The sequence below is a fragment of the Pseudomonas sp. ATCC 43928 genome (assembly GCF_005938665.2).
Taxonomy (GTDB): Bacteria; Pseudomonadota; Gammaproteobacteria; order Pseudomonadales; family Pseudomonadaceae; genus Aquipseudomonas.
This window is the reverse complement of record NZ_CP041753.1, coordinates 144,267-167,116: the sequence shown is the minus strand read 5'-3', so window position 1 is coordinate 167,116 and position 22,850 is coordinate 144,267. Positions and strand designations below refer to the sequence as shown.

The 22,850-nt window shown below is 59.7% G+C and carries 17 protein-coding genes; 6 read left to right on the top strand and 11 right to left on the bottom strand.

What is annotated here, in order from left to right; all coding sequences use genetic code 11:
- Both hexR and FFH90_RS00735 read left to right on the top strand, forming a co-directional pair.
- A complete protein-coding gene (gene hexR / locus FFH90_RS00740) occupies positions 1-867 on the top strand; it encodes a transcriptional regulator HexR (protein WP_017850032.1) in 867 nt (288 codons plus the stop codon).
- A 215-nt stretch (positions 868-1,082) separates the two neighbouring features.
- On the top strand, positions 1,083-1,295 hold the full coding sequence (locus FFH90_RS00735) for a PA3496 family putative envelope integrity protein (protein ID WP_019020903.1): 213 nt from the start codon (positions 1,083-1,085) through the stop codon (positions 1,293-1,295).
- On the opposite strand, the gene FFH90_RS00730 is transcribed toward FFH90_RS00735, so the two are convergent.
- Positions 1,237-2,199, bottom strand: coding sequence for a LysR family transcriptional regulator (locus tag FFH90_RS00730; RefSeq protein ID WP_018927370.1), 963 nt, complete (start codon positions 2,197-2,199; stop codon positions 1,237-1,239). The two genes, FFH90_RS00735 and FFH90_RS00730, sit on opposite strands and share 59 nt — an antisense overlap.
- 190 nt (positions 2,200-2,389) lie before the next feature.
- Here FFH90_RS00730 and FFH90_RS00725 point away from each other — a divergent pair, with 190 nt between their 5' ends.
- On the top strand, positions 2,390-3,805 hold the full coding sequence (locus FFH90_RS00725) for an acetyl-CoA carboxylase biotin carboxylase subunit (RefSeq protein WP_018927371.1): 1,416 nt from the start codon (positions 2,390-2,392) through the stop codon (positions 3,803-3,805).
- Positions 3,806-3,816: 11 nt separating this feature from the next.
- Entirely contained in the window at positions 3,817-5,625 is a 1,809-nt protein-coding gene (oadA, locus tag FFH90_RS00720) for a sodium-extruding oxaloacetate decarboxylase subunit alpha (RefSeq protein ID WP_138866542.1), read from the top strand.
- Between the two features lie 78 nt (positions 5,626-5,703).
- Here the strand turns inward: oadA and FFH90_RS00715 are convergent, their stop codons facing one another.
- From FFH90_RS00715 to FFH90_RS00705, 3 genes are all read right to left on the bottom strand, one after another.
- A complete protein-coding gene (locus FFH90_RS00715) occupies positions 5,704-7,791 on the bottom strand; it encodes an autotransporter domain-containing protein (RefSeq protein WP_138866541.1) in 2,088 nt (695 codons plus the stop codon).
- 251 nt (positions 7,792-8,042) lie between these two features.
- Positions 8,043-8,876 carry an amino acid ABC transporter permease gene (locus FFH90_RS00710; RefSeq protein ID WP_086945218.1) on the bottom strand — a complete coding sequence of 278 codons (834 nt, stop codon included), beginning with the start codon at positions 8,874-8,876 and terminating at the stop codon, positions 8,043-8,045.
- Positions 8,873-9,694 carry an ABC transporter substrate-binding protein gene (locus FFH90_RS00705; RefSeq protein ID WP_064621156.1) on the bottom strand — a complete coding sequence of 274 codons (822 nt, stop codon included), beginning with the start codon at positions 9,692-9,694 and terminating at the stop codon, positions 8,873-8,875. The genes FFH90_RS00710 and FFH90_RS00705 overlap by 4 nt, the downstream gene beginning before the upstream one ends.
- 112 nt (positions 9,695-9,806) lie before the next feature.
- Here FFH90_RS00705 and FFH90_RS00700 point away from each other — a divergent pair, with 112 nt between their 5' ends.
- Positions 9,807-10,703 carry a homocysteine S-methyltransferase family protein gene (locus FFH90_RS00700; protein ID WP_138866824.1) on the top strand — a complete coding sequence of 299 codons (897 nt, stop codon included), beginning with the start codon at positions 9,807-9,809 and terminating at the stop codon, positions 10,701-10,703.
- Between the two features lie 75 nt (positions 10,704-10,778).
- Here FFH90_RS00700 and FFH90_RS00695 read toward each other — a convergent pair whose 3' ends face one another.
- Positions 10,779-11,450, bottom strand: a complete 672-nt coding sequence (locus FFH90_RS00695) for a GNAT family N-acetyltransferase (protein WP_018927377.1) — start codon at positions 11,448-11,450, stop codon at positions 10,779-10,781.
- Between the two features lie 17 nt (positions 11,451-11,467).
- Positions 11,468-11,914 carry a GNAT family N-acetyltransferase gene (locus FFH90_RS00690; protein WP_018927378.1) on the bottom strand — a complete coding sequence of 149 codons (447 nt, stop codon included), beginning with the start codon at positions 11,912-11,914 and terminating at the stop codon, positions 11,468-11,470.
- Positions 11,915-12,038: 124 nt separating this feature from the next.
- On the opposite strand from FFH90_RS00690, the gene FFH90_RS00685 reads away from it, so the two are divergent.
- Positions 12,039-13,583 (top strand): PLP-dependent aminotransferase family protein, encoded by a 1,545-nt coding sequence (locus tag FFH90_RS00685; protein WP_138866540.1) that lies wholly within the window; start codon positions 12,039-12,041, stop codon positions 13,581-13,583.
- 44 nt (positions 13,584-13,627) lie between these two features.
- On the opposite strand, the gene FFH90_RS00680 is transcribed toward FFH90_RS00685, so the two are convergent.
- The 5 genes from FFH90_RS00680 to FFH90_RS00660 form a co-directional block, all read right to left on the bottom strand.
- On the bottom strand, positions 13,628-18,253 hold the full coding sequence (locus FFH90_RS00680; RefSeq protein WP_138866539.1) for a dermonecrotic toxin domain-containing protein: 4,626 nt from the start codon (positions 18,251-18,253) through the stop codon (positions 13,628-13,630).
- A gap of 160 nt (positions 18,254-18,413) precedes the next feature.
- Positions 18,414-19,514, bottom strand: a complete 1,101-nt coding sequence (locus FFH90_RS00675; protein WP_086945216.1) for a polyamine ABC transporter substrate-binding protein — start codon at positions 19,512-19,514, stop codon at positions 18,414-18,416.
- A 12-nt stretch (positions 19,515-19,526) separates the two neighbouring features.
- A complete protein-coding gene (locus FFH90_RS00670; RefSeq protein WP_018927381.1) occupies positions 19,527-20,558 on the bottom strand; it encodes a histone deacetylase family protein in 1,032 nt (343 codons plus the stop codon).
- A 166-nt stretch (positions 20,559-20,724) separates the two neighbouring features.
- Complete coding sequence (locus FFH90_RS00665; protein ID WP_111453077.1) at positions 20,725-21,717, bottom strand: AraC family transcriptional regulator; 993 nt, start codon at positions 21,715-21,717, stop codon at positions 20,725-20,727.
- A 108-nt stretch (positions 21,718-21,825) separates the two neighbouring features.
- Positions 21,826-22,830 carry an asparaginase gene (locus FFH90_RS00660; RefSeq protein ID WP_138866538.1) on the bottom strand — a complete coding sequence of 335 codons (1,005 nt, stop codon included), beginning with the start codon at positions 22,828-22,830 and terminating at the stop codon, positions 21,826-21,828.
- Positions 22,831-22,850: the final 20 nt, after the last annotated feature.

Here is a 22,850-nt window from a genome sequence, read left to right as displayed (position 1 = left end):
TTGAATCTGCTGCAACACATCGCCCAGTCACGCCACCTGTTACGCAAGTCGGAGCTCAAGGTCGCCGACCACGTGCTGCTTGATCCTGCGGCGGTGATGCACAGTTCCATGGCCGACCTGGCCCACAGCGTAGGCATCAGCGAGCCGACCATCGTGCGGTTTTGCCGCGCCATCGGTTGCTCCGGGTTCCAGGATTTGAAACTGAAGCTGGCGCAGAGCCTGGCGGCCGGCGCGAGCTTCGGGCAATTCGCGATCCATGAAGACGATTCGGTTGCCGACTACAGCCTGAAAATCTTCGACACCACCCTGCACACCCTGATGGAAGTTCGCGAGAAACTTGACCCGGTAGCGTTGCAGAAAGCCGTGACCGCGATGTCCCAGGCCCAGCGTGTCGAGTTCTACGGCTTCGGTGCGTCGGGTGCGGTGGCGGCGGATGCCCAGCACAAGTTCTTCCGTTTGTTGCTGACCGCGGCGGCGTATTCCGACCCGCACATGCAGGCGATGTCGGCGGTGACCTTGAAGCCGACCGACGTGGCGATCTGCATTTCCCAGTCCGGTCGCTCAAAGGACCTGTTGATCACCGCCAACCTGGTGCGCGAAAGCGGCGCCACGCTGATCACCCTGTGCCCGAGCCAGACACCGTTGGCCGAGCTGTCGACTGTCAACCTGGCGATCGACGTGCACGAAGACACTGAAATCTACACGCCACTGACGTCGCGCATCGCCCACCTGGTAGTGATCGATGTGTTGGCGATGGGCGTGGCCATGGCCCGTGGGCCGAGCCTGGTCAATCACTTGAAAAGCGTCAAGCGCAGCCTTCGCAGCTTGCGGTTGTCGCCAAAGTCAGTAAAAGCGCTGGACGATTGATTCTGGCTGCAATTGTGGCGAGGGAGCTTGCTCCCGCTCGGCTGCGCAGCAGTCGCAAAATCTTAGGGCCGCTTTGCGACCCAGCGGGAGCAAGCTCCCTCGCCACAGATTCGCGGTCAGCCAGTGAGTTTCATCGTTCTGTAACCCTCCCGCCGCCAAACCGTCATCCCTCGCGCCTATCTTGAAACTCCCGTACTCGCCTTGGGAGACTCGAAATGGCCCAGCCCTACGAAGAACGCAACAGCGCCGTCAAAACCCGTCGTCAGCAAGAAGACCAGCGCCGCATGGAATTTCGCCGCGCCATCGAAGATCGCTGCGAGCGCCGCCAGCTTCTGGCCGAAATCGGCGAATTTCCCGACGACCTCGAACTCAACTACTGGCAGGCAGCACCGGTAACTTCCCGTCGAAACGCTCAACCAGTGCGCTGATTTGCGCTCGTTCGCTGCGGATAAACGCAAGGAATGCGTGGGCCACCGGCGATAGCCGTTTGGCCTTGGCCTGCACCAGGCACCAGCTACGCAGCAGCGGCAGCTCTTCGACCGGCAGCTCGATCAGGCCACCGGTCGCCAACTCAAGGTTCAGGGCGTGGCGCGTCAGCAGCGCCAGGCCCAGACCCGCCAGCACGCATTCACGCTGAGCTTCCGCCGAGGCGACCTCCTGGGTCTGGGTGAAGTGCACGCGCTTCTCTTTGAAATACTCCTCGCAGGCCAGTCGCGTGCCGGAACCGGGTTCGCGCAGCAGCAGCGTGTAGGGTTCCAGATCCTGCAAGCGCAATGGACCCATGTGGCACAGCGGATGATCCGGTGGCGCCACGGCTACAATCGGGTTGTTGAGGAACGGCAGGAATTCCAGCCCCATGTCCTGGGGGACCATCGACATGATCACCAGATCATCGCGGTTATCCGACAGGCGCCGGATGACCTGGCCACGGTTGACCACCGTCAGGTGCAGGTTCACTTCCGGGTGCTGGCGCTTGAACGCGGCAAACAGATGCGGCACGAAATACTTGGCGCTGGACTCCACCGCCAGTTTCAGCTGACCTTGCAATGAGCCTTGCATGTCCGACAGCTGCATATCGAGGTTTTCCAGGCGCCCGAAAATGTCCCGGCTGGCGCGCTGCAGCGCTTCGGCCGCCTCGGTCATGTAGAGTTTTTTGCCGACATAATCGAACAAGGGCTGACCGATCAGCTCTTCAAGTTGACGAATCTGTAGGCTCACGGCAGGTTGTGTGAGAGACATTTCGTCGGCAGCGCGGCTGTAGGACCTTAAATCGCACACCTCATTGAAGATCTGCAATTGACGCAATGTCATACGCATCAATGACTTACGCATTTTCTATAAATCCTGAGCGAAGGTCGATGACTCAACTATAAGTCTTTGCTTATGTCTGACCCAATTATTATTCATTTTTGTTAATCCCTTGCGACAGCTAGTGTGGAGCTGCGACTGAATTGAAACATTTGGTCACGCGTCGACCTGTCTAATCGGGTCGTGGGTGCCACCGGCTCAAGGGAACCTCCAAGTGATAAAAAAGATCCTGATTGCCAACCGTGGTGAGATTGCCGTACGAATCGTGCGCGCCTGCGCCGAAATGGGCATTCGCTCGGTCGCGATCTATTCCGACGCCGACCGTCATGCTTTGCATGTGAAGCGTGCGGACGAGGCCCACAGCATCGGTGCCGAGCCATTGGCCGGCTACCTGAACCCGCGCAAGCTGGTGAACCTGGCGGTGGAAACCGGTTGCGATGCGTTGCACCCCGGCTACGGCTTTCTTTCGGAAAATGCCGAGCTGGCGGACATCTGCGCCGAACGCGGAATCAAATTCATCGGCCCGTCGGCGGAAGTCATTCGCCGCATGGGCGACAAGACCGAAGCGCGCCGCAGCATGATCAAGGCCGGCGTGCCGGTCACACCGGGCACCGAAGGCAACGTGTCGGGCATCGAAGAGGCCCTGACCGAAGGCGACCGCATCGGTTACCCGGTGATGCTCAAGGCTACCTCCGGTGGTGGCGGACGCGGCATTCGTCGTTGCAACAGTCGCGAAGAACTCGAACAAGCCTTTCCGCGAGTGATTTCCGAAGCCACCAAGGCTTTCGGTTCGGCGGAAGTGTTCCTGGAAAAATGCATCGTAAACCCGAAACACATCGAAGCGCAGATCCTCGGCGACAGCTTCGGCAACGTGGTGCACCTGTTCGAGCGTGACTGCTCGATCCAGCGTCGCAACCAGAAGCTGATCGAGATCGCTCCGAGCCCGCAACTGACTCCGGAACAGCGCGCCTACATCGGCGACCTGTCGGTTCGTGCAGCCAAGGCCGTGGGTTACGAGAACGCCGGTACCGTGGAGTTCCTGCTCGCCGAGGGCGAGGTGTACTTCATGGAGATGAACACCCGGGTGCAGGTGGAACACACCATCACTGAAGAAATCACCGGCATTGACATCGTTCGCGAGCAGATCCGCATCGCATCCGGTTTGCCGCTCTCGGTGAAACAGGAAGACATCCTGCACCGTGGTTTCGCGCTGCAGTTCCGGATCAACGCCGAAGACCCGAAAAACAACTTCCTCCCGAGTTTCGGCAAGATCACCCGTTACTACGCGCCCGGCGGTCCCGGCGTGCGCACCGACACAGCGATCTATACCGGCTACACCATTCCGCCGTTCTACGATTCGATGTGCCTGAAACTGGTGGTCTGGGCGCTGACCTGGGAAGAGGCGATGGACCGTGGCCTGCGGGCCCTCGACGACATGCGTCTGCAAGGGGTCAAGACCACCGCCGCGTACTACCAGGAAATCCTGCGTAACCCGGAATTCCGTAGCGGCCAGTTCAACACCAGCTTCGTTGAAAGCCACCCTGAACTGACCAACTACTCGATCAAGCGCAAACCCGAAGAGCTGGCCCTGGCCATCGCCGCCGCCATCGCCGCCCACGCAGGCCTGTGAGGAATAGAACAATGAGCAAACAAATCCACGTTACCGACACAATCCTGCGCGACGCCCATCAATCGCTGCTCGCCACCCGCATGCGCACCGAAGACATGCTGCCGATCTGCGACAAACTCGACAAAGTCGGTTACTGGTCGCTGGAAGTCTGGGGCGGTGCGACCTTCGACGCCTGCGTACGCTTCCTGAAAGAAGACCCGTGGGAGCGTCTGCGCCAACTGCGCGCCGCGTTGCCTAACACGCGCCTGCAAATGCTCCTGCGTGGCCAGAACCTGCTGGGCTACCGCCATTACAGCGACGACGTGGTCAAAGCCTTCGTCGCCAAGGCCGCGGTCAACGGCATCGACGTGTTCCGTATCTTCGACGCCATGAACGACGTGCGTAACCTGCGCGTGGCCATTGAAGCGGTGAAAGCTGCCGGCAAACACGCCCAGGGCACCATCGCCTACACCACCAGCCCGGTGCACACCATCGAGGCTTTCGTGGCGCAAGCCAAGCAAATGGAAGCCATGGGTTGCGACTCGGTGGCGATCAAGGACATGGCCGGTCTGCTGACCCCGTACGCCACGGGTGAACTGGTCAAGGCACTGAAGGCCGAGCAATCGCTGCCGGTGTTCATCCACTCCCACGACACCGCCGGCCTGGCTGCGATGTGCCAACTCAAGGCCATCGAAAACGGCGCCGACCATATCGACACCGCGATCTCCAGCTTCGCCTGGGGCACCAGCCACCCGGGCACCGAATCGATGGTCGCCGCCCTTAAAGGCAGCGAGTTCGACACCGGCCTGAACCTGGAGCTGCTGCAAGAGATCGGCCTGTACTTTTACGCCGTGCGCAAGAAGTACCACCAGTTCGAAAGCGCGTTCACTGCCGTCGACACTCGCGTGCAGGTCAACCAGGTTCCGGGCGGGATGATTTCCAACCTGGCCAACCAGTTGAAAGAGCAGGGCGCCCTGAATCGTATGAGCGAAGTGCTGGCTGAAATCCCGCGCGTTCGCGAAGACCTCGGCTTCCCGCCGCTGGTGACCCCGACCTCGCAAATCGTCGGCACCCAGGCGTTCTTCAACGTGCTGGCCGGCGAGCGCTACAAGACCATCACCAACGAAGTGAAGCTTTACCTGCAAGGCGGCTACGGCAAGGCGCCGGGCACTGTGAACGAAAAGCTGCGTCGTCAGGCCATCGGCAGCGAAGAGGTGATCGACGTGCGTCCGGCCGATCTGCTCAAGCCGGAGATGACCAAGCTGCGTGCCGAAATAGGCGCCGTGGCCAAGTCTGAAGAAGACGTGCTGACCTACGCCATGTTCCCGGACATCGGCCGCAAGTTCCTCGAAGAACGCGCAGCCGGCACTCTGACGCCAGAAGTGCTGCTGCCGATTCCGGAAGCAGGCGGCGTGGCCTCGGCCGGTGGCGAAGGCGTGCCGACCGAGTTCGTCATCGACGTTCACGGCGAAACCTACCGCGTCGACATCACTGGTGTGGGCGTCAAGGCTGAAGGCAAGCGCCACTTCTACCTGTCCATCGACGGCATGCCGGAAGAAGTGGTGTTCGAACCGCTCAACGAATTCGTCAGCGGCGGTAGCAGCAAGCGCAAGCAAGCGTCGGCACCGGGCCACGTCAGCACCACCATGCCCGGCAACATCGTCGACGTGCTGGTCAAGGAAGGCGACACCGTGAAAGCCGGCCAGGCCGTGCTGATCACCGAGGCGATGAAGATGGAAACCGAAGTCCAGTCGGCCATCACCGGCAAAGTCACCGCCATCCACGTGGCCAAGGGCGACCGGGTGAACCCGGGCGAGATCCTGATCGAGATCGAAGGCTGAGTTAACAGCCTCGATATACCGCTTTAAACCTCGGGGGGGCATGTGCTCCCCTTTTTTTTCGCACTGGGTTTGTGGCTGTTAGAAACTCATTCGCCACTGACCCGTCACGCCGTGGTTACGGCTGTCGGTGCCGATCTCGCCAGTGAGTCCGATGCCCAGGGTGTGTTTTGCTGACAATCCAAGGTCCAGCCCTGTATCGACCAGCAGGCTGTCACGATCCAGCGGCGCACCGGAAACGGTGAAGTTTTTTCCGCCCGTTACCAATCGTTGGCGGGTATCGCTGTAGACGTCCCCGTAAGTATGTTTCCAGCCGGCACTGAACCGTGGCGTCAGTTGCATGCCGTTATCCAGAGTGTTGAGCTTTGCCAGCCGCAGGCCGAACGTGCTGTTCAAATTGTTCTGCGTTTGACCGTGTACCTTCAGAGCCGCAGCGCCACCTTTTTCCGTGTAAGTGTCGCGTTGATAGCGCTGGTAGCCCAGGCTGGCAAACGGTTCGATGCTGACGCTCGTCCGCCCCAGGTTGTAACCCAATTCCGCAAAGGCCTGCTGGGTGTTGGCATCGTAACGGCCTTCGGGGCGGTCGCTGAAACCTTTGAAGGCAACCCGGCGTTTAGTGCTGCCATCGTGACTGCTGTAGGTCGCACCCAGGCGCAGGGACATTGGTCCGTTTTGACGCAGGGCATAAGCTCCCAAATGCCAGCTGTCGAGATCGCCGTCGAGTCCGCGGCTGTCCAGGCGCGTTTCGGATTTTCCGCTCATCACCCCGATGCGCCATTCTTCATCGATGCCCCAATCAGCTCCCAGTACCAGACCGTGGGTTGTGTGTTTCAGAGCGTCGTAGTCGCGATCCAGCGTTCCACCGTGACCCAATGCTTGAAGCCAGACTCGGCCATTGTCTTCGCTGCCGGCGGCCAGGCGTGGCGCATTGCGCCTGGTGGAATTGCTGTAGCTACTGGTGCTGTGCAGCTGACGCATGGCCGAGAGCATGGTCGCGCTGATTGGGCTGTCACTGTTCAGGGTCGCTTTCGCAAGGTTGGCGTTGTTGCCGCCGTCCAGTTGGTCGATGGCCTGGGAGGCTGTTTCGGTGGTGGAGGCAAGCAGGGCCGTGACAGCGGCGTTCGCGGTATTGGGAGGTGTCTGCGCCGTCGGACTGGCTTTGGGTTCTTCAATACTGCGGGCGAGTTCCCGACCGTTTTTGTTGGTCGCGAGACTCTCGAAAGGCACTTCGTTGCGAGCGTAGGTCAGGCGGACGGCCTTTTCGTCGCTGTAGTCCGGGGTGGCCGTCATGAATGCGAGATTGTTTTCAATATTGCCAAAATGCCCATCGACCTTGTCGGCCTCGATAATGGTGTACTGGGTGGTTTGCGGATAGTCACCCGATACTGCGACGATTTTCAGGGTGGCATTGCCGAGGCTGGCGGTGCCGTCGACTTTGATCGTTTCGTGACGGCCGTCGGGGTTGACCTCATAGGCCAGGATGGCTGAGTTGGACAGGTTCAAATTGCCTTTGACTCTTGGGGCGCCATGCAATCCATCGACGTTGACGCGGCCGGAGACATCCAGGCCACCGACGGTGCCTGCACCTGCAAAAGTACCGCCGTGCGCGACTGTTACATGACCTTTGATGTCGCCATTGTTGAAGAGCTTTCCGACCGTAATCGCCCCACCTTCGATTTTCCCGTCATTGGTCAGGATGCCGTCATCGAGCACCACCACACCCTTGTTGAAATCTCCGGTACTGGTCAGCGTCCAGGATCCCTGCGAAACATACAGGCCGTTGAAGTTGCGGGTATTCCCCAATCGGCCACCGTCAGTTGCATCAAGCTGTATGACGTTGGTTCCTTTGCCGCCATCGACCCGACCTTCGAAGCTTCCACCATTTTTGACGATGATGAGGTCATCTCTATTTTCCGGTCTCAGGGAAGTACCTCGCCGAGCGGGCTGCGGCGCATCAATCACCGTTTGAAAGGTGGTGTCCGCCTCGATAAAGGCTAGAAGCCGGGTAAGCGGGTGCGGCTCAGTATCAAGCTGCCCGGTTACCTCAGCGATATTCGTTGCCTCAGCTTGCGCGGGTAGTTGTTGGGCGCTTGAAAATTCGGCGCAACCCAGCGCAAGCGCAATGGCCAGCGCCAGGTGTTGTGGTCGGTATTTGTGTTGAACGGGCATCGAGTACGGCCTCTTTTGATGGGAGGCCAAACTCTAAAAGTGAGGCTATAGGTGCCGATGTCAGCTGCTTCCGGCGGGCTTGCGGGGGGTGTCAGCAGGTTGTGTAGAAAATAGCCAGCCGCTTGAGGGCGGCTGTTTTTTGCCCATTTGAACTGGGCGCTTTTTCTTACAGTGAATCAGGACAAGGGGGCTGGCGCTCCAGCAAAAATGCATCTGTCGCGGATCAAAAAAAGCGCAGCTCTCGACGGCTCCTATCGACTTACGTACGCCTTCCCGTAATGCCGTTCCATCCGCGCCTGAATCAGCTCCAGTCCAATCGACATCAGCCAATAAATGATCGCCGCCGTCGTCAGCATTTCGATATAGCGATAGCTCGAGCGCCCGTACGATTGCGCCAGGAACATCACTTCCCAAACCCCCATCACCGAGATCAGCGACGAGTCCTTGAGCATGGAGATGAACTGGTTGGTGGTGGGCGGGATGATGGCGCGCATGGCCTGGGGCAGGGTGACGCGCCAGAAAATCACGGTTTCGCGCATGCCCAGGGCCAGCGATGCTTCGCGTTGGCCGTGGGGAACGCCGAGGATGCCGGCGCGGAAGATTTCGCTCAGGTAGGCGCCATAGTTCAGCGACAGGGCGATGATGCCGGCGGCGATGGCGCCCGGCACCACGCCCAATTGCGGCAAGCCTAGGTAGATCAGCAATATCTGGATCAGCAGCGGCGTGCCGCGAAAGAACGAGGCATAGAAACTTGCGATGCCGAACGCCACGGCGCTTTTCGACAGTCGAGCCAGGGCCGTGATGAAGCCCAGCAGCGACGAAGCCACAATCGAGCACAGGCACAAGAACAGCGTCAGCGCCGCGCCTTGCAGAAAGCCGTTGGGCGCCAGGTGCAGGCCGATCAGGTTCGGCAGTTTGTCGAGGATGATCGAGAACTTCAGGTCGAAGCTCAGGAAGAAACTGGCGAACAAGCCGAACATCGCCGCCCAGGTCAGGTACAGCCGGGTACGGAAGCCGAAGACCCGTTGCAGTAATGACTCAGCCACCGGTTGCGGCGGCTGAGGAGGTTTGGGGAAGGAAGTCATTTGCTGATGTCGGCGCCGATCCATTTTTGCGACAGCTTGCTCAAGGTGCCGTCCTGTTTCAACTGAGCGAACACATCACGCACTTTGGCGTCCCACTGCGCGTCACCTTTTTCGATGGCCACCGAGTTCGGCTCCGAGTACAGCGGCTGGCCGGCGAGCTTGAAGCGCTTGTCTTCGTTCAGGCGCGGTTGCGCGGTGACGAGGTTGGTGAGGATCGCGTCCAGACGCACGCCAGCGCCCAAGCCCAGATCCTGGAACGCGACGTTGTCGGTGTCATACGGGGCGATCTGCACGTTCTCGAACGGGTACTGCAATTGGGTGTCTTCGGCGCCTTCGATCACCAGGTTTTTGTTCAGGTAGCTTTCATAGCTGGAGGCGCTGGTGAGACCGACTTTCTTGCCGCTCAGGTCCTTGGCGCTGTGAATGCTATCGTCCTTGGCATTGACCACGATCACGGCAGGGGAGGCGTAGTACTCGACCGGGAAGTCGAAGACTTCGGCGCGGGCCTTGCTCGGGGTCATGGAGCAGATGCAGATGTCGTAACGCCCGCTCCAGCGGCCGGCGGCAATCACATCCCAGGACGGCGTTTCCAGACGCAGCTTGACGCCCAGTTTGTCCGCCACGGCCTTGGCCACGTCGACGTCGAAACCGTCGAGCTGGTTTTGATCGTTGAGGAACGAGAAGGGTGGATAGCTTTCCATCAACACGCCGACCAGTTCTTTCTTTTGCTCGATGCGATCCAGAGTGGCGCCGGCAAAGGCTTGGGTGGAGGCAGCCAGAATCGTCAGGCCCAGGGCCAGCAGCGGTTGAAATTTCACAGTTGATCCCTGAAAAAAAAGAGGTTGTTATTAACCGAGTGGTGCGTATTAAATAGTTATAAGAACGACTCTGATAGTGAGTTATTTTCATAAGCTTATGAGTGAAAAGCATATGGGCGCAGGGACGGTAATTCTGGATGGTGGCATGGGTCGGGAGCTGCAGCGCCGAGGGGCGCCGTTCAGGCAGCCCGAGTGGTCGGCGCTGGCCTTGAGCGAAGCGCCGCAGGCGGTGGAGGCGGTGCACGCGGCTTATATTGAAAGCGGTGCCAACGTGATCACCAGCAACAGTTACGCGGTGGTGCCGTTCCACATTGGCGAGGAGCGTTTCGCGGCTGAAGGCCAGGCCCTTGCGGCGTTGGCCGGTGAGCTGGCTCGGCGTGCAGTCGATGCCTCGGGCCAAGTGATTCGTGTGGCCGGCTCATTGCCGCCGTTATTCGGCTCCTACCGCCCGGACTTGTTCGACGCTGCTCGGGTGACTGAACTGCTGAGCCCTCTGGTCAATGGTCTGGCGCCTCATGTCGACCTGTGGCTGGCCGAAACCCAGAGTTCGATCGTCGAAGCACGGGCGATCCATGCCGGTCTGCCGAAGGACGGCAAACCGTTGTGGCTGTCGTTTACCTTGAAGGATGAAGACACCGACGAAGTGCCACGTTTACGCTCCGGTGAGCCAGTGGCTGAGGCCGCCGCGGTGGCGGCTGAGTTGGGTGTCGAGACGTTGCTGTTCAACTGCAGCCAGCCGGAAGTGATCGGTGCGGCGATTGATGCGGCGCGGGAAACCTTCGAGCGCCTGGGGGTGAAGATTCACATCGGCGCTTACGCCAATGCCTTCCCGCCTCAACCGAAAGAAGCCACGGCCAACGATGGTCTAGACCCGTTGCGTGATGATCTCGACCCGCCGGGGTATCTGCAGTGGGCGGCCGATTGGCGCAAGCGCGGGGCCAGCCATTTGGGCGGGTGCTGCGGGATCGGGCCGGAGCATATTGCGGTACTTGCCCAGACATTAGCGTGATGCCATTCGCGGGCAAGTCGGATCGCCGTGCCGCGATCCGACTTGCCCGCGAAGGTGTCGTCCGGGCGCCGAAGCTTACCCGCGGCACTCCGTCAACGTTTTCACCTGCCCCGATTCCGTCTGGTTTTCATCGCTCAACCACCGCTCGAACCCCGCCTGAATCGCCGGCCATTCCGAATCCAGAATCGAATACCACGCCGTGTCACGGTTCTGACCCTTGACCACCATGTGCTGGCGGAACACCCCCTCAAAACTGAACCCCAACCGCTCTGCTGCGTACTTGGAGCGAGCGTTGCCGTTGTTGCACTTCCATTCCAGGCGCCGGTAACCCAACGCAAAGGCTTCCCTGGCCAGCAGGTAAACCGCCTCGGTGCTTTTCGGCGAACGCTGCATTGGCGCACCAAAGGTCACATGGCCGATCTCGATACGCCCCTGGGCAGGAACGATCGACATCAGGCTGAGCAGGCCCTGCACCTCGCCGCTGACACGGTCGATCACACTGAAGAAATACGGATCGCTGTTGGCCGCATGGTTGTTCAGCCAGTCATTGAACGCACTGCGTTCCGGGAAAGGACCGTAGGGCAGATAGTCCCAGAGTTTCGGGTCTGAGCCCGGGCCTTCCAGGGCTTTCCACAAACCGTCGGCGTGACGCGCCGGGTCGAGTTTTTCCAGGCGAATGAAACGCCCTTCGATCAGTTGGACCGAGGGCGCCGGAACGCCTTTCCAGTCTGCGAGTGAAGTCGACATGGTGTTCTCCTTGAACCTTAAAGGGCTTTGCGAAACTGGATGAAACCGGGGCGTTCGGCGATGCGCTCGTAGAGCTGGATCGCGGTGGCGTTGGTTTCGTGGGTCAGCCAGTGGACCTTGCAGCAACCGTCGGCCTTGGCTGTGCTGTAGACGAATTCGATCAGTTGCCGACCGACGCCGGTGCCACGAGTTTCGGGTGTCACCAGCAAGTCTTGCAGGTAACAGGAGTTTTCGATGCTCCAGTTCGAGCGGTGATAGATGAAATGCACCATGCCCACCGCTTTACCGTCGACCCAGGCCAGCGCCCCGTGGGTCGGTTCGCTCGGGTCGAGCAGGCGCTGCCAGGTGCTTTGAGTGACCGCCTCGGGCAGCTCGGTGTTGTAGAAGCGCAAGTAGGCTTGCCACAACGGCAGCCAGGCAGCGTGATCGTCGGCGGTGACCTGGCGGATGTCGATCTGACTCATGTTCATTCCTTAACGCGTCAAAGTGGCAGGTACATGGAAAATTCCTTGGCGAATGCCTTCATCCTAGGCAGGCTAATGGTCTGTTGTAAGAGCCATTAATGACCAATTTCATAGGTCCATTGTCATGTCGAATACGCCGCTTCCCTCGTCGTTCAACCCGGCGGGTATCGAACTCGACCGCCGCCAGGGCCTGAGTCGACAGCTCTATCAAGCGCTGCGGGTACGCGTGCTCGACGGACGATTGGCCAGCGGCACACGACTGCCGGCCAGTCGCGATCTGGCTACGGCGTTATCGATTTCCCGCAACAGCGTGGTTCGTGCCTACGATCAGCTTTACGCTGAAGGCTTCATCGAGGGGCGTGTGGGTGACGGGACTTACGTGGCGCAATTGCCTCAGGCGGCGTTGCCGGCGAAAAAATTATCCACAAAAGTATCCACAGGGTTTTCAACAGGGTTACCCACAGCCTTATCCACAGACTGGCTGGATTTGCCTGTTGATTCATCCAGTAAAGTTATCCACAGCGGCGCTTTGGGGCGCGTTGAAAAGAATCATTTGGCCGTGCCGCCCAGTGGTCCGCCGCGCGCATTCAGGGTCGGCGTGCCGGCGTTCGATCTGTTCCCTTTCGAGGTTTGGGCCAAGCTGAATGCGGCTTTCTGGCGTAAGCCGGATTTGCAGCAGCTGTGTTATGGCGACCCTGCGGGCGATTCGCGATTGCGTGGGCTGATTGCTGCTTACTTGCGCAGTTCGCGCGGCATGCAGTGCACCGCTGAGCAAATTGTGATCACCAGTGGCGCGCAGCAGGGGATCAGCCTTTGTGCACAGTTGCTGGTGGAGCCTGGCGATGGGGTGGGGATTGAAAATCCGGGTTATCGCGCTGCCGGCCATGCCTTTGCGGTAGCCGGTGCGCAGCTGCACGGTGTGCCGGTGGATGAGGAGGGGATCGACTGCAGCGCCTTGGCGCAGTTGAGCGATTGCCGGCTGGCTTACGTTACGCCTTCCCATCAATACCCGACCGGTGTGGTCATGAGTCTGGCCCGGCGTCTGGAACTGCTCGCCTGGGCCGAGGGCAACCAGGGCTGGATCATCGAGGACGACTACGATGGCGAGTACCGTTACAGCGGCGCGCCACTGGCGCCGCTGGCGGCACTCGATCGCCATGGGCGGGTGCTGTATGTCGGCACCTTCGGCAAGGTCGCTTTTCCGGCGCTGCGCCTGGGTTATCTGGTGCTGCCGCCGGGCCTGGTGGACGCATTCGCGCAGCGTCGGGCGGTGGATGTGCGGCATTCCGAAGTGAGCACTCAAGCGGTGATGGCCGAGTTCATGGCCGCCGGGCATTTCCAGCGGCACATTCGCCGGATGCGGCGTGCCGCCCTCAGCCGTCGCAATTGTTTGCTGGGCGGCTGGCCGGCGGGGATGACCGGAGTGGGTAGCCTGCCCACCGTCTCCGCCGGGCTGCACCTGACGGTTTCGGTGGACAGCCTGGCCCGCGAACGGCAACTGATCGAACAAGCGGAAAGCGTAGGCGTGGAGATCAATGGCTTGAGCAACTATTGGCTACCGGACTCCAGGACTCCAGTCGATCAGCGCGCCGGTCTGGTATTGGGTTTCGCGGCGGTGCCCGAGGCGGCGATCAAGGCAGCGCTCGGGCGGTTAAAAACAGTCTGGTGACGGACTGAGTAGCGTGGGTCTCGGGTTCAAGTCGGACGTATGGCTTACGACCCTGTTGCAGAAGGAGGTGTCTGCGTGAAGAACAGTTCTTTGGCTTGTTGCGGGCTGATCTCACTGCGATAGACAGCAATCAGCTCATGATTGCTGGTGGTCGCACGCCAGTCGAAGCGCCCCTTCAATAATCGTTGGTCACGGGTTTTCAGGTGAGCCGCCGTGAACGAATCGACAGGACCGGTGGGCCCTGCGTAATGGAGGTGCGCGTACCACAGCGGTTTCCGGGTTTTTCGGTCAAGAATTTCGTATTCCTGAAGGTAATCCTTCCCAGGGCCTTTGAGTCGTTTGCGTTCGCCGTTGCGGACGATGTCGACAACGTTTTTGCTCCGCAACCACTCGATGCGTGCGGCAGTGGGAGGTTGCAGTTTGATCATTTCCACTCGGGTCATATGACCCTCTGAGTAAAGCCGCGCTACTGCTTCGGTGAGCTGTTTTTTCAGGGTTTTGGCTGAATCCGATTGAGTGTCCGGGGTGTTGCCGGTACTCAAGGCCTCTTCAATTCCATCGGCTGCGCGTTTCAGCTTTCCGGCTTGCTGTTGGAACATGTCCTCTATTTCTACCGGAATCCGGTTCGGGCGCTTTGCGTGTGCTCGGGTGCGGTGAATGAAGGTTTCCAGATCATTGAGCAGTGCCTGGCCGACCTCTACCTGGGCACCCAGATCCAGAACCAGGCCGGTTGCCGGTGAAGGCTTTCTGGTCGCTCGCTCAAGCCAGACGCCGGGCGATTTCTCATGAAAGGTAGCAATGACTTTGCCTGTCATCGGCTCGGTGACGTCGACCAGAACCTCATCGACCGGCGTGTCCTTGCGGACTTCACCGACGACTATGCCTTTGTAACGGGTCTTGATGATTTTTTTGCGCGGCGGTGCTGCGACTCGTGAGGGACCAGGCTTGGGCTCCAGGGCCTCTCGTTCGCGCAGCAACTGCACCAGGTAGTTGACCGTCGCCTGATGGAACTCATTGGTTCGCTTGCGCAGACGGTCAAACTGCTGCTGAGCCAGTTGCTCGGGGTAGTCGGTTGCGAAGTCTTCAAGGCGCTGGTCGATTGCCGTGAACTGACTCACCAGGGTATTGAGGGTCTCGATGCGTTCACCAAGGTTGAGTTCGTTATCCTCAAGGGTTACATCCAGGGATGCCTGAATGGTCAGGTCGGCATGCTCACCGATACTGTCCATGGCAATCCTGGCCTCGGCCATGAGGGGAGTATTGCCTTCTTTCAAGCACAGCTCCTTGGCCAGGGTGACCTGGAATGCTTTCAGATCCTGCACGTCAAAGGTGGGTAATTTCTGCTTGTACTCGTGGGTCAGCTCGGCGGCGTTCTTTCCGAGCGTGCTCAGTTCCTGGAAGCGCGATTGAGCGAACTCGATCTTGTTTATGAGCTCTTCGGTCAGGTCCGTCATTTTCTGCAGCGTGCCGCGATCCAGCTCTTTTCCTTCTGTCTCCGCTTGTTCAAGCAGCTCGAAAGTACGACGTAGCGTCTGGGTATAGGTGGTGTGCTGTTGATCGATCCCGGTTTGATTGAAGAACAGCTGGGTGCCCAGCAGTTCGACCATTGCGGTGCGGTAATTGGGGACCGTGTCGAGCCTGTTCAGGGTTTTCAGCCGGTCGAGTGCCACGTCATAGTCCTTCAGGCGTGTGTCCAGTTTGTCGAGGAACAGCTGGCGCCTGGCTTCAGCGGATGTGCCGGGTGCATTGTTCAGGGCGGCATGGGCGCTCGTAAGCTCGGCGCGTTTGCTGTCCATCTCCAGGTCGAATGCCGCCAGTTGTGTGCGAAGTTCGGTGATGCGCGCCTTGTTCTCGCGCTGCATCTGTTCCCTGCGACTTTTCAAGCCGCCACCACGCAGTCGTAGCCGGGTATCGACGAACCATTGACCTGTTTGGTTGTTGACCAACAGCGGGCCGGTGCGCGAGGTTGGTTGGCGGGAGTCAATAATCAGCACATCGTCGTTATCGTTCACGGTGACCTCGAACCAACGCTCGCCGATGTTGGCGTACCATTTTTGCCCAAGGGCCGAGAGGTGTTGGTGCGGACCTTGCTCGATCGCGGGTTGGCCAAGGCCTTCGGGTTTTGGAATCTTGAAGCTATCGAGCAGGTGTCCCAGGCTCAAGCGAGAACGGATCAGTGCAGTGTCTGAGTGGAGCGATGTTTCGTGTAAGGCCGGCAGAGTGTCAGTGGCGACATCGGGTTTGCGGGTCACGCTGACTTTTTCTGCAAGAGCTGTCTCTCGTGGCCTGCTGCCGTGGGGTGTGGTGGTTTTCTGTGCGGATTCGCGTGGTGCGGTTGCGTGACTGACGAGCACCATCGCGAGGGTCAGGAAAACGTCGGTCAAGGCGGCCCACTCGTGTTGGCCATCGGCATTTTCCCTGGCATCGGCTGCTTGTTGCAGGTCATCCATGATTTGCCAGATCCAGGCGGCCGTGCCCACCGTGCGTCCGAGGAAAGGCAAGGCGGCATTGAAGATCATCCAGGCACTTTGCTTGAGCGTGGCCCAACGACTTTCAGCGTTTGATACCGATTGCCGGTCCGCCAGAGTGATCAGCGCGCTGGCATTGGCGTTGAAGAGCGTTGGCATCAGCTCGTCTTCGATCACCCTTTCACCGAAGGAAATCGGGCCTGTCATCGTCAGCGGCGTCAGTGGATCGACCAGCAATTGCGACAGGCTCCAGACCGAGGGCAGTTCACCAGGGAAAACGTAGCGGGCGTAGTTGGTGCGGGCGTTGTCAGGTAACCAGGCGAGTACCGACAGGCGTAATTCTTTCGAATGTTTGATCGCGTACAGCAGATTCTCGGTAGAGGGATACTGGATTAGCGCAGGAGTGAGTAATGGCCGGTAGAGCAAGACCGGTCCGGTACCCTGGCCCCTTGGGCCGATCACGAACATGTTATCGACCTCATCGGGCGTAGCGTCAGGTTCGAGACTCGGGAAGAAGGCCAGCGGGCGCATGACGATCTCATGCCCGTCCACTCGGCGGTTCTCGCTGGAAGACGCCATGACAGCGGCCACGTATCGATAGCCTCGCTCATCGATGCCGGCCTCGCCGCGGATTTTGTTTTGCAGTGCCAGCAGTGGCAGTTGCAGGCGCAAATGACGGGCGTAGAGGTTTTTCCGGCGCTGTGAGTCCGGGGAAGCGTCGATCAATGTGCGCTTGATGAGTGCGGGGTAGGTCTGGCCGATGTTTACCTGACTCACCAGTCCTTCAAGGTAGGCGGGTGTCATCCATACCGGAACTGCGTCAGCGTTTTTGCAATGCACGACCTTGTTGCCTGGAGGGATCGCAATCAGGTTTTCCAGTGCAAGTTCGGTGAGAGGAATTCTGGTGATATCGGTCTTGCCGGGAAGCACGAAGGTGCCCCAGACGACGGGGCTGGTGACGACGATTTCGATGTCTTCGAGTTTCAGCTTTGCCGCGTCGGGATGTTCTATGAGCATCTGACGTCGAATAGCCTGGAGGGCGAAGTCCTGAATCGACGGGATGCCATCCTGAAAGGATTTGCCTGCGTTTTCAGCTTGCAGTTGTGCCAGGTCCATCAAGTATCGGCTGTAGGAGCTCAGATCCGCCGACGAGGCCTTCGCGAGCCAGGCGGGTAGCAAGTCGTGTATTCGGCTGAAGCGCAAATACTCTTTGGCGCTCAACCCATCGAAGTCGTTCGCGACACTGCTGACATGATGCCCGAGGTTGGACCCGGGGAGTGGGGTGGAGGCGTTTATCTCCCCGATTGTGTCGCTTTGAAGGGCAATCATGGTACAGGCCTGGATGTCGAAAAAATTGCCGCTCGGCTCAAACAGGCGCCATTGCAAGGCAGATACGGGCGTTTCGAGGTAGGCGAGCAATGACTCGCCCAACTGCTCCAGGGAGTCGAACGACTGGAAATCGTTGGCAATCGAATACGTGAGGATCAGTGTGCGTTGCCCGACAACGCCAATCAGCACCGCAATGTCGAGGAGGCGCAGGTGTTTCGACGTCTCGCCATCCTGAATATCCAGATCGATCAGATAGGTTCTGCTCAGGTACTTGTCGTGGGGTAACCGTACTGCCAGGTCCGGGTAATTGAAGAGGTTGCGGGCCATTGCGCACTGGTCGTCGTCCCAGCCTTTGACGTTGCGAACGTTCCAGATATTGCGTAGCGCGCGAGACAGTTCCTGCCAACGGGGCATTGCCGCGCTGCCGGTCTGGTTCCAGAAGTCCAGCTGCTGTTCTTGATACGCCACGAATAGCAATGGCGCGAGCTCGTTGATCAGGCGTCCGATCGCATCGATTTTGACCGGGAGCGGGATCGGTGAGGCGTCGTGTGGTTGCCGCGAGAGGAAATGTTCGCCATCGATATAAGTCACTGTTGTTTTGCGCAGGCCGTGCCTGACCAGCGTACCTGTGAGTGATTCAACCCGACTGATGCCGGGAATCACCTCCCCCTCGACGATTTGCCATGTCGGCGTCACAACGAAGACGAGAGCGGGATTGATGTCCAGTTGAGGGTACAGCGCTTTGAGTGCCGGCCTCAGTGCGGTTGAGGCAACCTCGCGGATTGAGGGGCCGGAGGACAGTTGCCTTAGCAAATCACTGAAGAGGGGGACCGAGGCGCCAGATACCGGCTTGGTCGTTGAACTATCGGGCATGGCCATTTCCTTATGATGTTTTTATTGGCGATGGAGTGCACCGCCGATTGGGCAAATCGCAAGGTAGAGGGCGGGTGGATGGGTCAGGTGGTATTTATTTAGAGCCAACAATAAAAAGACCCGCATCCATACGGGTCTTCAGATCAGATGAGTGAGGGTTTCAGGTCCCGGACTTGATCTTGGTCCAGGCCCGGGTCCGTGCCCGTTCAGCATCGCGAGGCAAGGGTTGCAGGGTGTAAAGCGTGCTCATCGCCGTTTCGGTCGGGTACAGGTTCGGGTTGTTGCGAATCGCCGGGTCGACCATTTCCGTGGCGTCCTTGTTCGGGTTCGGGTAGCCGACGAAGTCGCTGACCGGTGCGATGACCTGAGGTTGCAGCAGGTAGTTGATGAAGGTGTAGGCGTCTTCCGGGTTTTTCGCGCCTTTGGGGATCGCGAGCATGTCGAACCAGATCGGCGCGCCTTCCTTGGGCAGGCGCATGTCGACGATCACACCGTTCTTGGCTTCCTTGGCGCGGTTGGCGGCCTGGGAGAAGCTGCCGGAATACCCGACCGCGACGCAGATGTCACCGTTGGCGATGTCGGCCATGTACTTGGACGAATGGAAGTAGGTGATGTACGGCCGGATCTTCATCAGCAGCGCTTCAGCCTTGGCGTAGTCCGCCGGCTTCTTGCTGTTGGGGTCCAGGCCGAGGTGTTGCAGGGCCAGCGGCAGGATCTCCGAAGGTGAGTCGAGCAGGGCCACGCCGCACTGCTTGAGCTTGCTGATGTTCTCTTCCTTGAAGATCAGGTCCCAGCTGTTCACCGGTGCGTTGTCACCCAGCGCAGCCTTGACCTTGGCCGGGTTGAAACCGATCAGGATGGTGCCGTACATGTAGGGCACGGCAAATTTGTTACCCGGGTCGTTGGCTTCGATCAGCTTCATCAGCTTGGGGTCGAGGTGGTTCCAGTTCGGCAGTTTGCTGCGGTCCACTGGCTGGAATACGCCGGCTTCGATCTGCTTGGCGAGGAACACGTTGGACGGCACCACCACGTCGTAGCCGGAGTTGCCGGTCAGCAGCTTGGCTTCCAGCGCTTCGTTGGTGTCGAAGATGTCGTAGACCAGTTTGGTCTGGGTGTTCTGAGCCTTGAAATCGTCCAGGGCTTTGGGGGTGATGTAGTCGAACCAGTTGTAGACCCGCAAAGTACGTTCTTCAGCATGGACGGCGCCACTGAGCAGTGTGGCGCAGAGCGCTGGAGCGATAAGACGCTTGAGTCTGTTCATTCTTCTAATTCCTCATTGGGCGCTTTCAAAACCTTCGAGAACGTTCACGGCGTTGATGCCGATTTCTTCTACCGCGTAACCGCCTTCCATCACGAACAGCGTCGGCTTGCCGAGGCCTGCTATGCGGGTACCCATCGCCAGGTAATCCGGGCTGTCGAGTTTGAATTGGGAGATGGGGTCGTCCTTGAACGTATCGACGCCCAGGGACACGACAACGATGTCGGCGCCGTACGTTTCGATCTCTTTGCAGGCTTGTTCCAGCGCGGCGCTCCAACGGTCCCAAGCACTGCCGGCGGGCAATGGGTAGTTGAAGTTGAACCCTTCGCCTGCGCCTTCACCGCGTTCGTCTTCGTAGCCGAGGAAGAACGGAAACTCGGCTTCTGGATGACCGTGGATCGAGGTGAACAGCACGTCGCTGCGTTCGTAGAAAATCGATTGAGTGCCGTTGCCGTGGTGGTAATCGACATCGAGGATCGCGACCTTTTTATGGCCCTGATCGAGGAAGGCTTGAGCGGCGATGGCAGCATTGTTGAGGTAGCAATAGCCGCCCATCAAATCGCTGGCGGCATGGTGTCCCGGTGGACGGCACAGGGCGAAGGCACTGCGGGCGCCGCGCTGGATCGCCGCTTGGGCCGTGAGGGCAACTTGCGCTGCGCTGTACGCCGCTTGCCAGGTGCCGGCGGTAATCGGTGCGCCGCCGTCGAAGCTGTAATAGCCGAGTTGGCCGTGCAGGCTGGTGGGCATGATTCGGCGCAAGGTGCGGGCCGGCCAGGTGTAGGGCAGCAAGTCGCCGTCGGTATTGAATGCGGTCCAGCGCGCCCAGGCGCCTTTGAAGAAGTCGAGGTAGTCGCGGCTGTGGATGCGCGCGATCGGATCAAGGCCAAAGTCTTTCGGCACTTCAACCGGGCCGAGGTTCTGGTCCTTGACCCGTTGCAATACGTGATCGGCCCGTGAAGGCATTTCGAAGCAGGGCATCAATTGCCCGTCCATCAATTCACAACGGCCGTGGTGCAGGTGGTGATCGTCCGAGTAGATCGTCAGCATTGTTGTTCTCCGCAGGCTGATTCGGTTTGAACACAGTCTTGCGGCAGGCGACGTCTGGGAGAACGGCAGGAAAGGCCAAAAGGGGATCTATGTGGCCAAAACATTTGACCGAAATTCGCCCCCCCCCCTGTGGTGAGGGAGCTTGCTCCCTCGCCACAGGGGGGGCTCAAGGGCGGAACTGGCTGGGTGCCACGCCACTCCAGCGCACAAACGCATGCCGGAAGCTCGCGGTCTCGCTGAACCCCAGTGCTTCGGCGATTTGATAGATCGGCAGTTGATCCTCGCAAAGCATGCGTTTGGCTTGCTCAAATCGCAGTTCATCGAGCAGTTCCTGATAGCTGCATCCCAGGTCCTTCAGATGTCGGCGCAGGGTGCGCGACGAGCAGTTCAGCTGTTCGGCCAGCCCGTCCAGACCCGGTGCCGCGCTCAGTTGCGCGGCGAGCAATTGGCGGATGCGCCCGAGCCAGGCCTGACGCCCGGTGAACTCGGTGTTTTGCTTGCGGCAGCGTTCGGCCATGGCCTGGTGGGTAATGGCGTCGGCCAGTGGCAGGGGGTGTTCGAGCCAGCGCTTGTCGAAGGCAAATCCGTTGGACGCTGCATCAAACTGCAACGGACAGTCGAAACGCTCGCTGTAGCGCGTCTGATAGTCCGGTGCCGGGTAATCGAAGCGAGCGCCAAGCAGAGGTAGAGGGTGGCCGAGCAGGTCTTCGCAGGTGACTTTCATCGAGACCAGGCAAAACTCGACATTGAACGGTGCCAGCGCGGGGTTTTCCCGATAGTCGCCCGCGGTGAGCCAGATGCGCTCGCCATCCTCCTCCAGGCTCAACTCGAACAGTGTTCCCAATAGCGCCGGGTAGTGCAGCGCCAACTGCAAGGCGTCACCTAAAGTGGCGCTGGTGAGTAAGGCGTACCCGAGCATGCCATAGGACGAAACGTGCATCCGCCGGCCCAACTCCAGACCGATATCGTGGCGCAGCGCGACGGCGTTGGCGCATACCAGCATCTCTTGATTGGTGGTGATGCGCGTGTCCGCCCGGCTCAGATCCGCCACGCTGATGCCGCTGCCGGCCAATAACGCCTCGCTGGACAGGCCTTCGGCCTTGAAGGTGTTGAGCACCAGGGAGACGGCGTTGAGGGTGGTGAGGTGGGAGTGGAGCATGGAGTCTTCCAGCGTCGAGATGCTGGAACGGGAGCAAGTTATGTGCCCAATAACGATCTTGTGGGAGCGGGCTGTGGCGAGGGGGCTCCCACAAGGTTATGTGTTGTGTCAGCTCAGTTCGCCACACAGGTCGAGTTCGACCAGCCGCCGAACTTCAGCGGTTTCAAGCCCTGCACCGAGCAGCCCATGCAACTTGCCGAGCGCCGCCTCGCGAGTCATGCCGCCACCGGACAACAGGCCGGCATCGCGCAAGCGGCTGCCCGCCTCATACACGTCGAGCTTCACGCCACCCTCATGACATTGGGTGACCGCAACCACTACCACGCCATTGTCTCGTGCCCGTTCCAGGCTGGCGATAAACCCGGGGTTGTCGCTTGGTCCGGTACCGCTGCCATAACATTCCAGCACCAGACCCTGAATACCGCTGTTGAGCAGGCCATCCAGTTGCTCGGCGCCGATGCCGGGGAACAACGGCAGCACCGCGACCTTCGCCAGTTGCCTTGACTGGTTGTAGTTCAGTTGGGCAGGTATCGAGGAAGCTTTCACGCCGCCGCCCTGACGCTCCAGTCGCTTGAACGGATGACGACCGAAACTGCGAACCTTGGCGCAGCGGGTCGGGTCGAGCAGTTCGCCGTGGAAGTACAGATGAACACCCGGCGCCAGGCCTTGGCCAAGGGCACCCAGTGCACCACTGATGTTTTCCCAGGCATCACTGTCGGTCACGCCGGCCGGCAGCATGGAGCCGGTGAAACATACACGGGCGTTCAGGCCGAGCAACTGGAAGCTCATGGCCGCGGCACTGTAGGCCAGGGTGTCGGTGCCATGCAGGATCAGCACGCTGTCGCAGCCCTGGGCATCAACGGCGTCGACCACCGCTTCACGCAGTTGCTGCCAGTACGCAGGGGTCATGTTGGCGCTGTCGATCAGTGGCGACATCTCGCGAAAGCGCCACTGCGGCACCACCAACTCAGGCTGGCCGTGCAGGTAGTCGCGCATCCGCGCTTCGAAACCGGACGCCGGGGCCAAGCCGTGGGCACTGGCTTGCATGCCGATGGTGCCACCGGTGTATAGCACCATGACGTGCTGCGCGGCAGGGTAAGAGGCGGAATTCATTGATGGGTCTCCTGGACGAA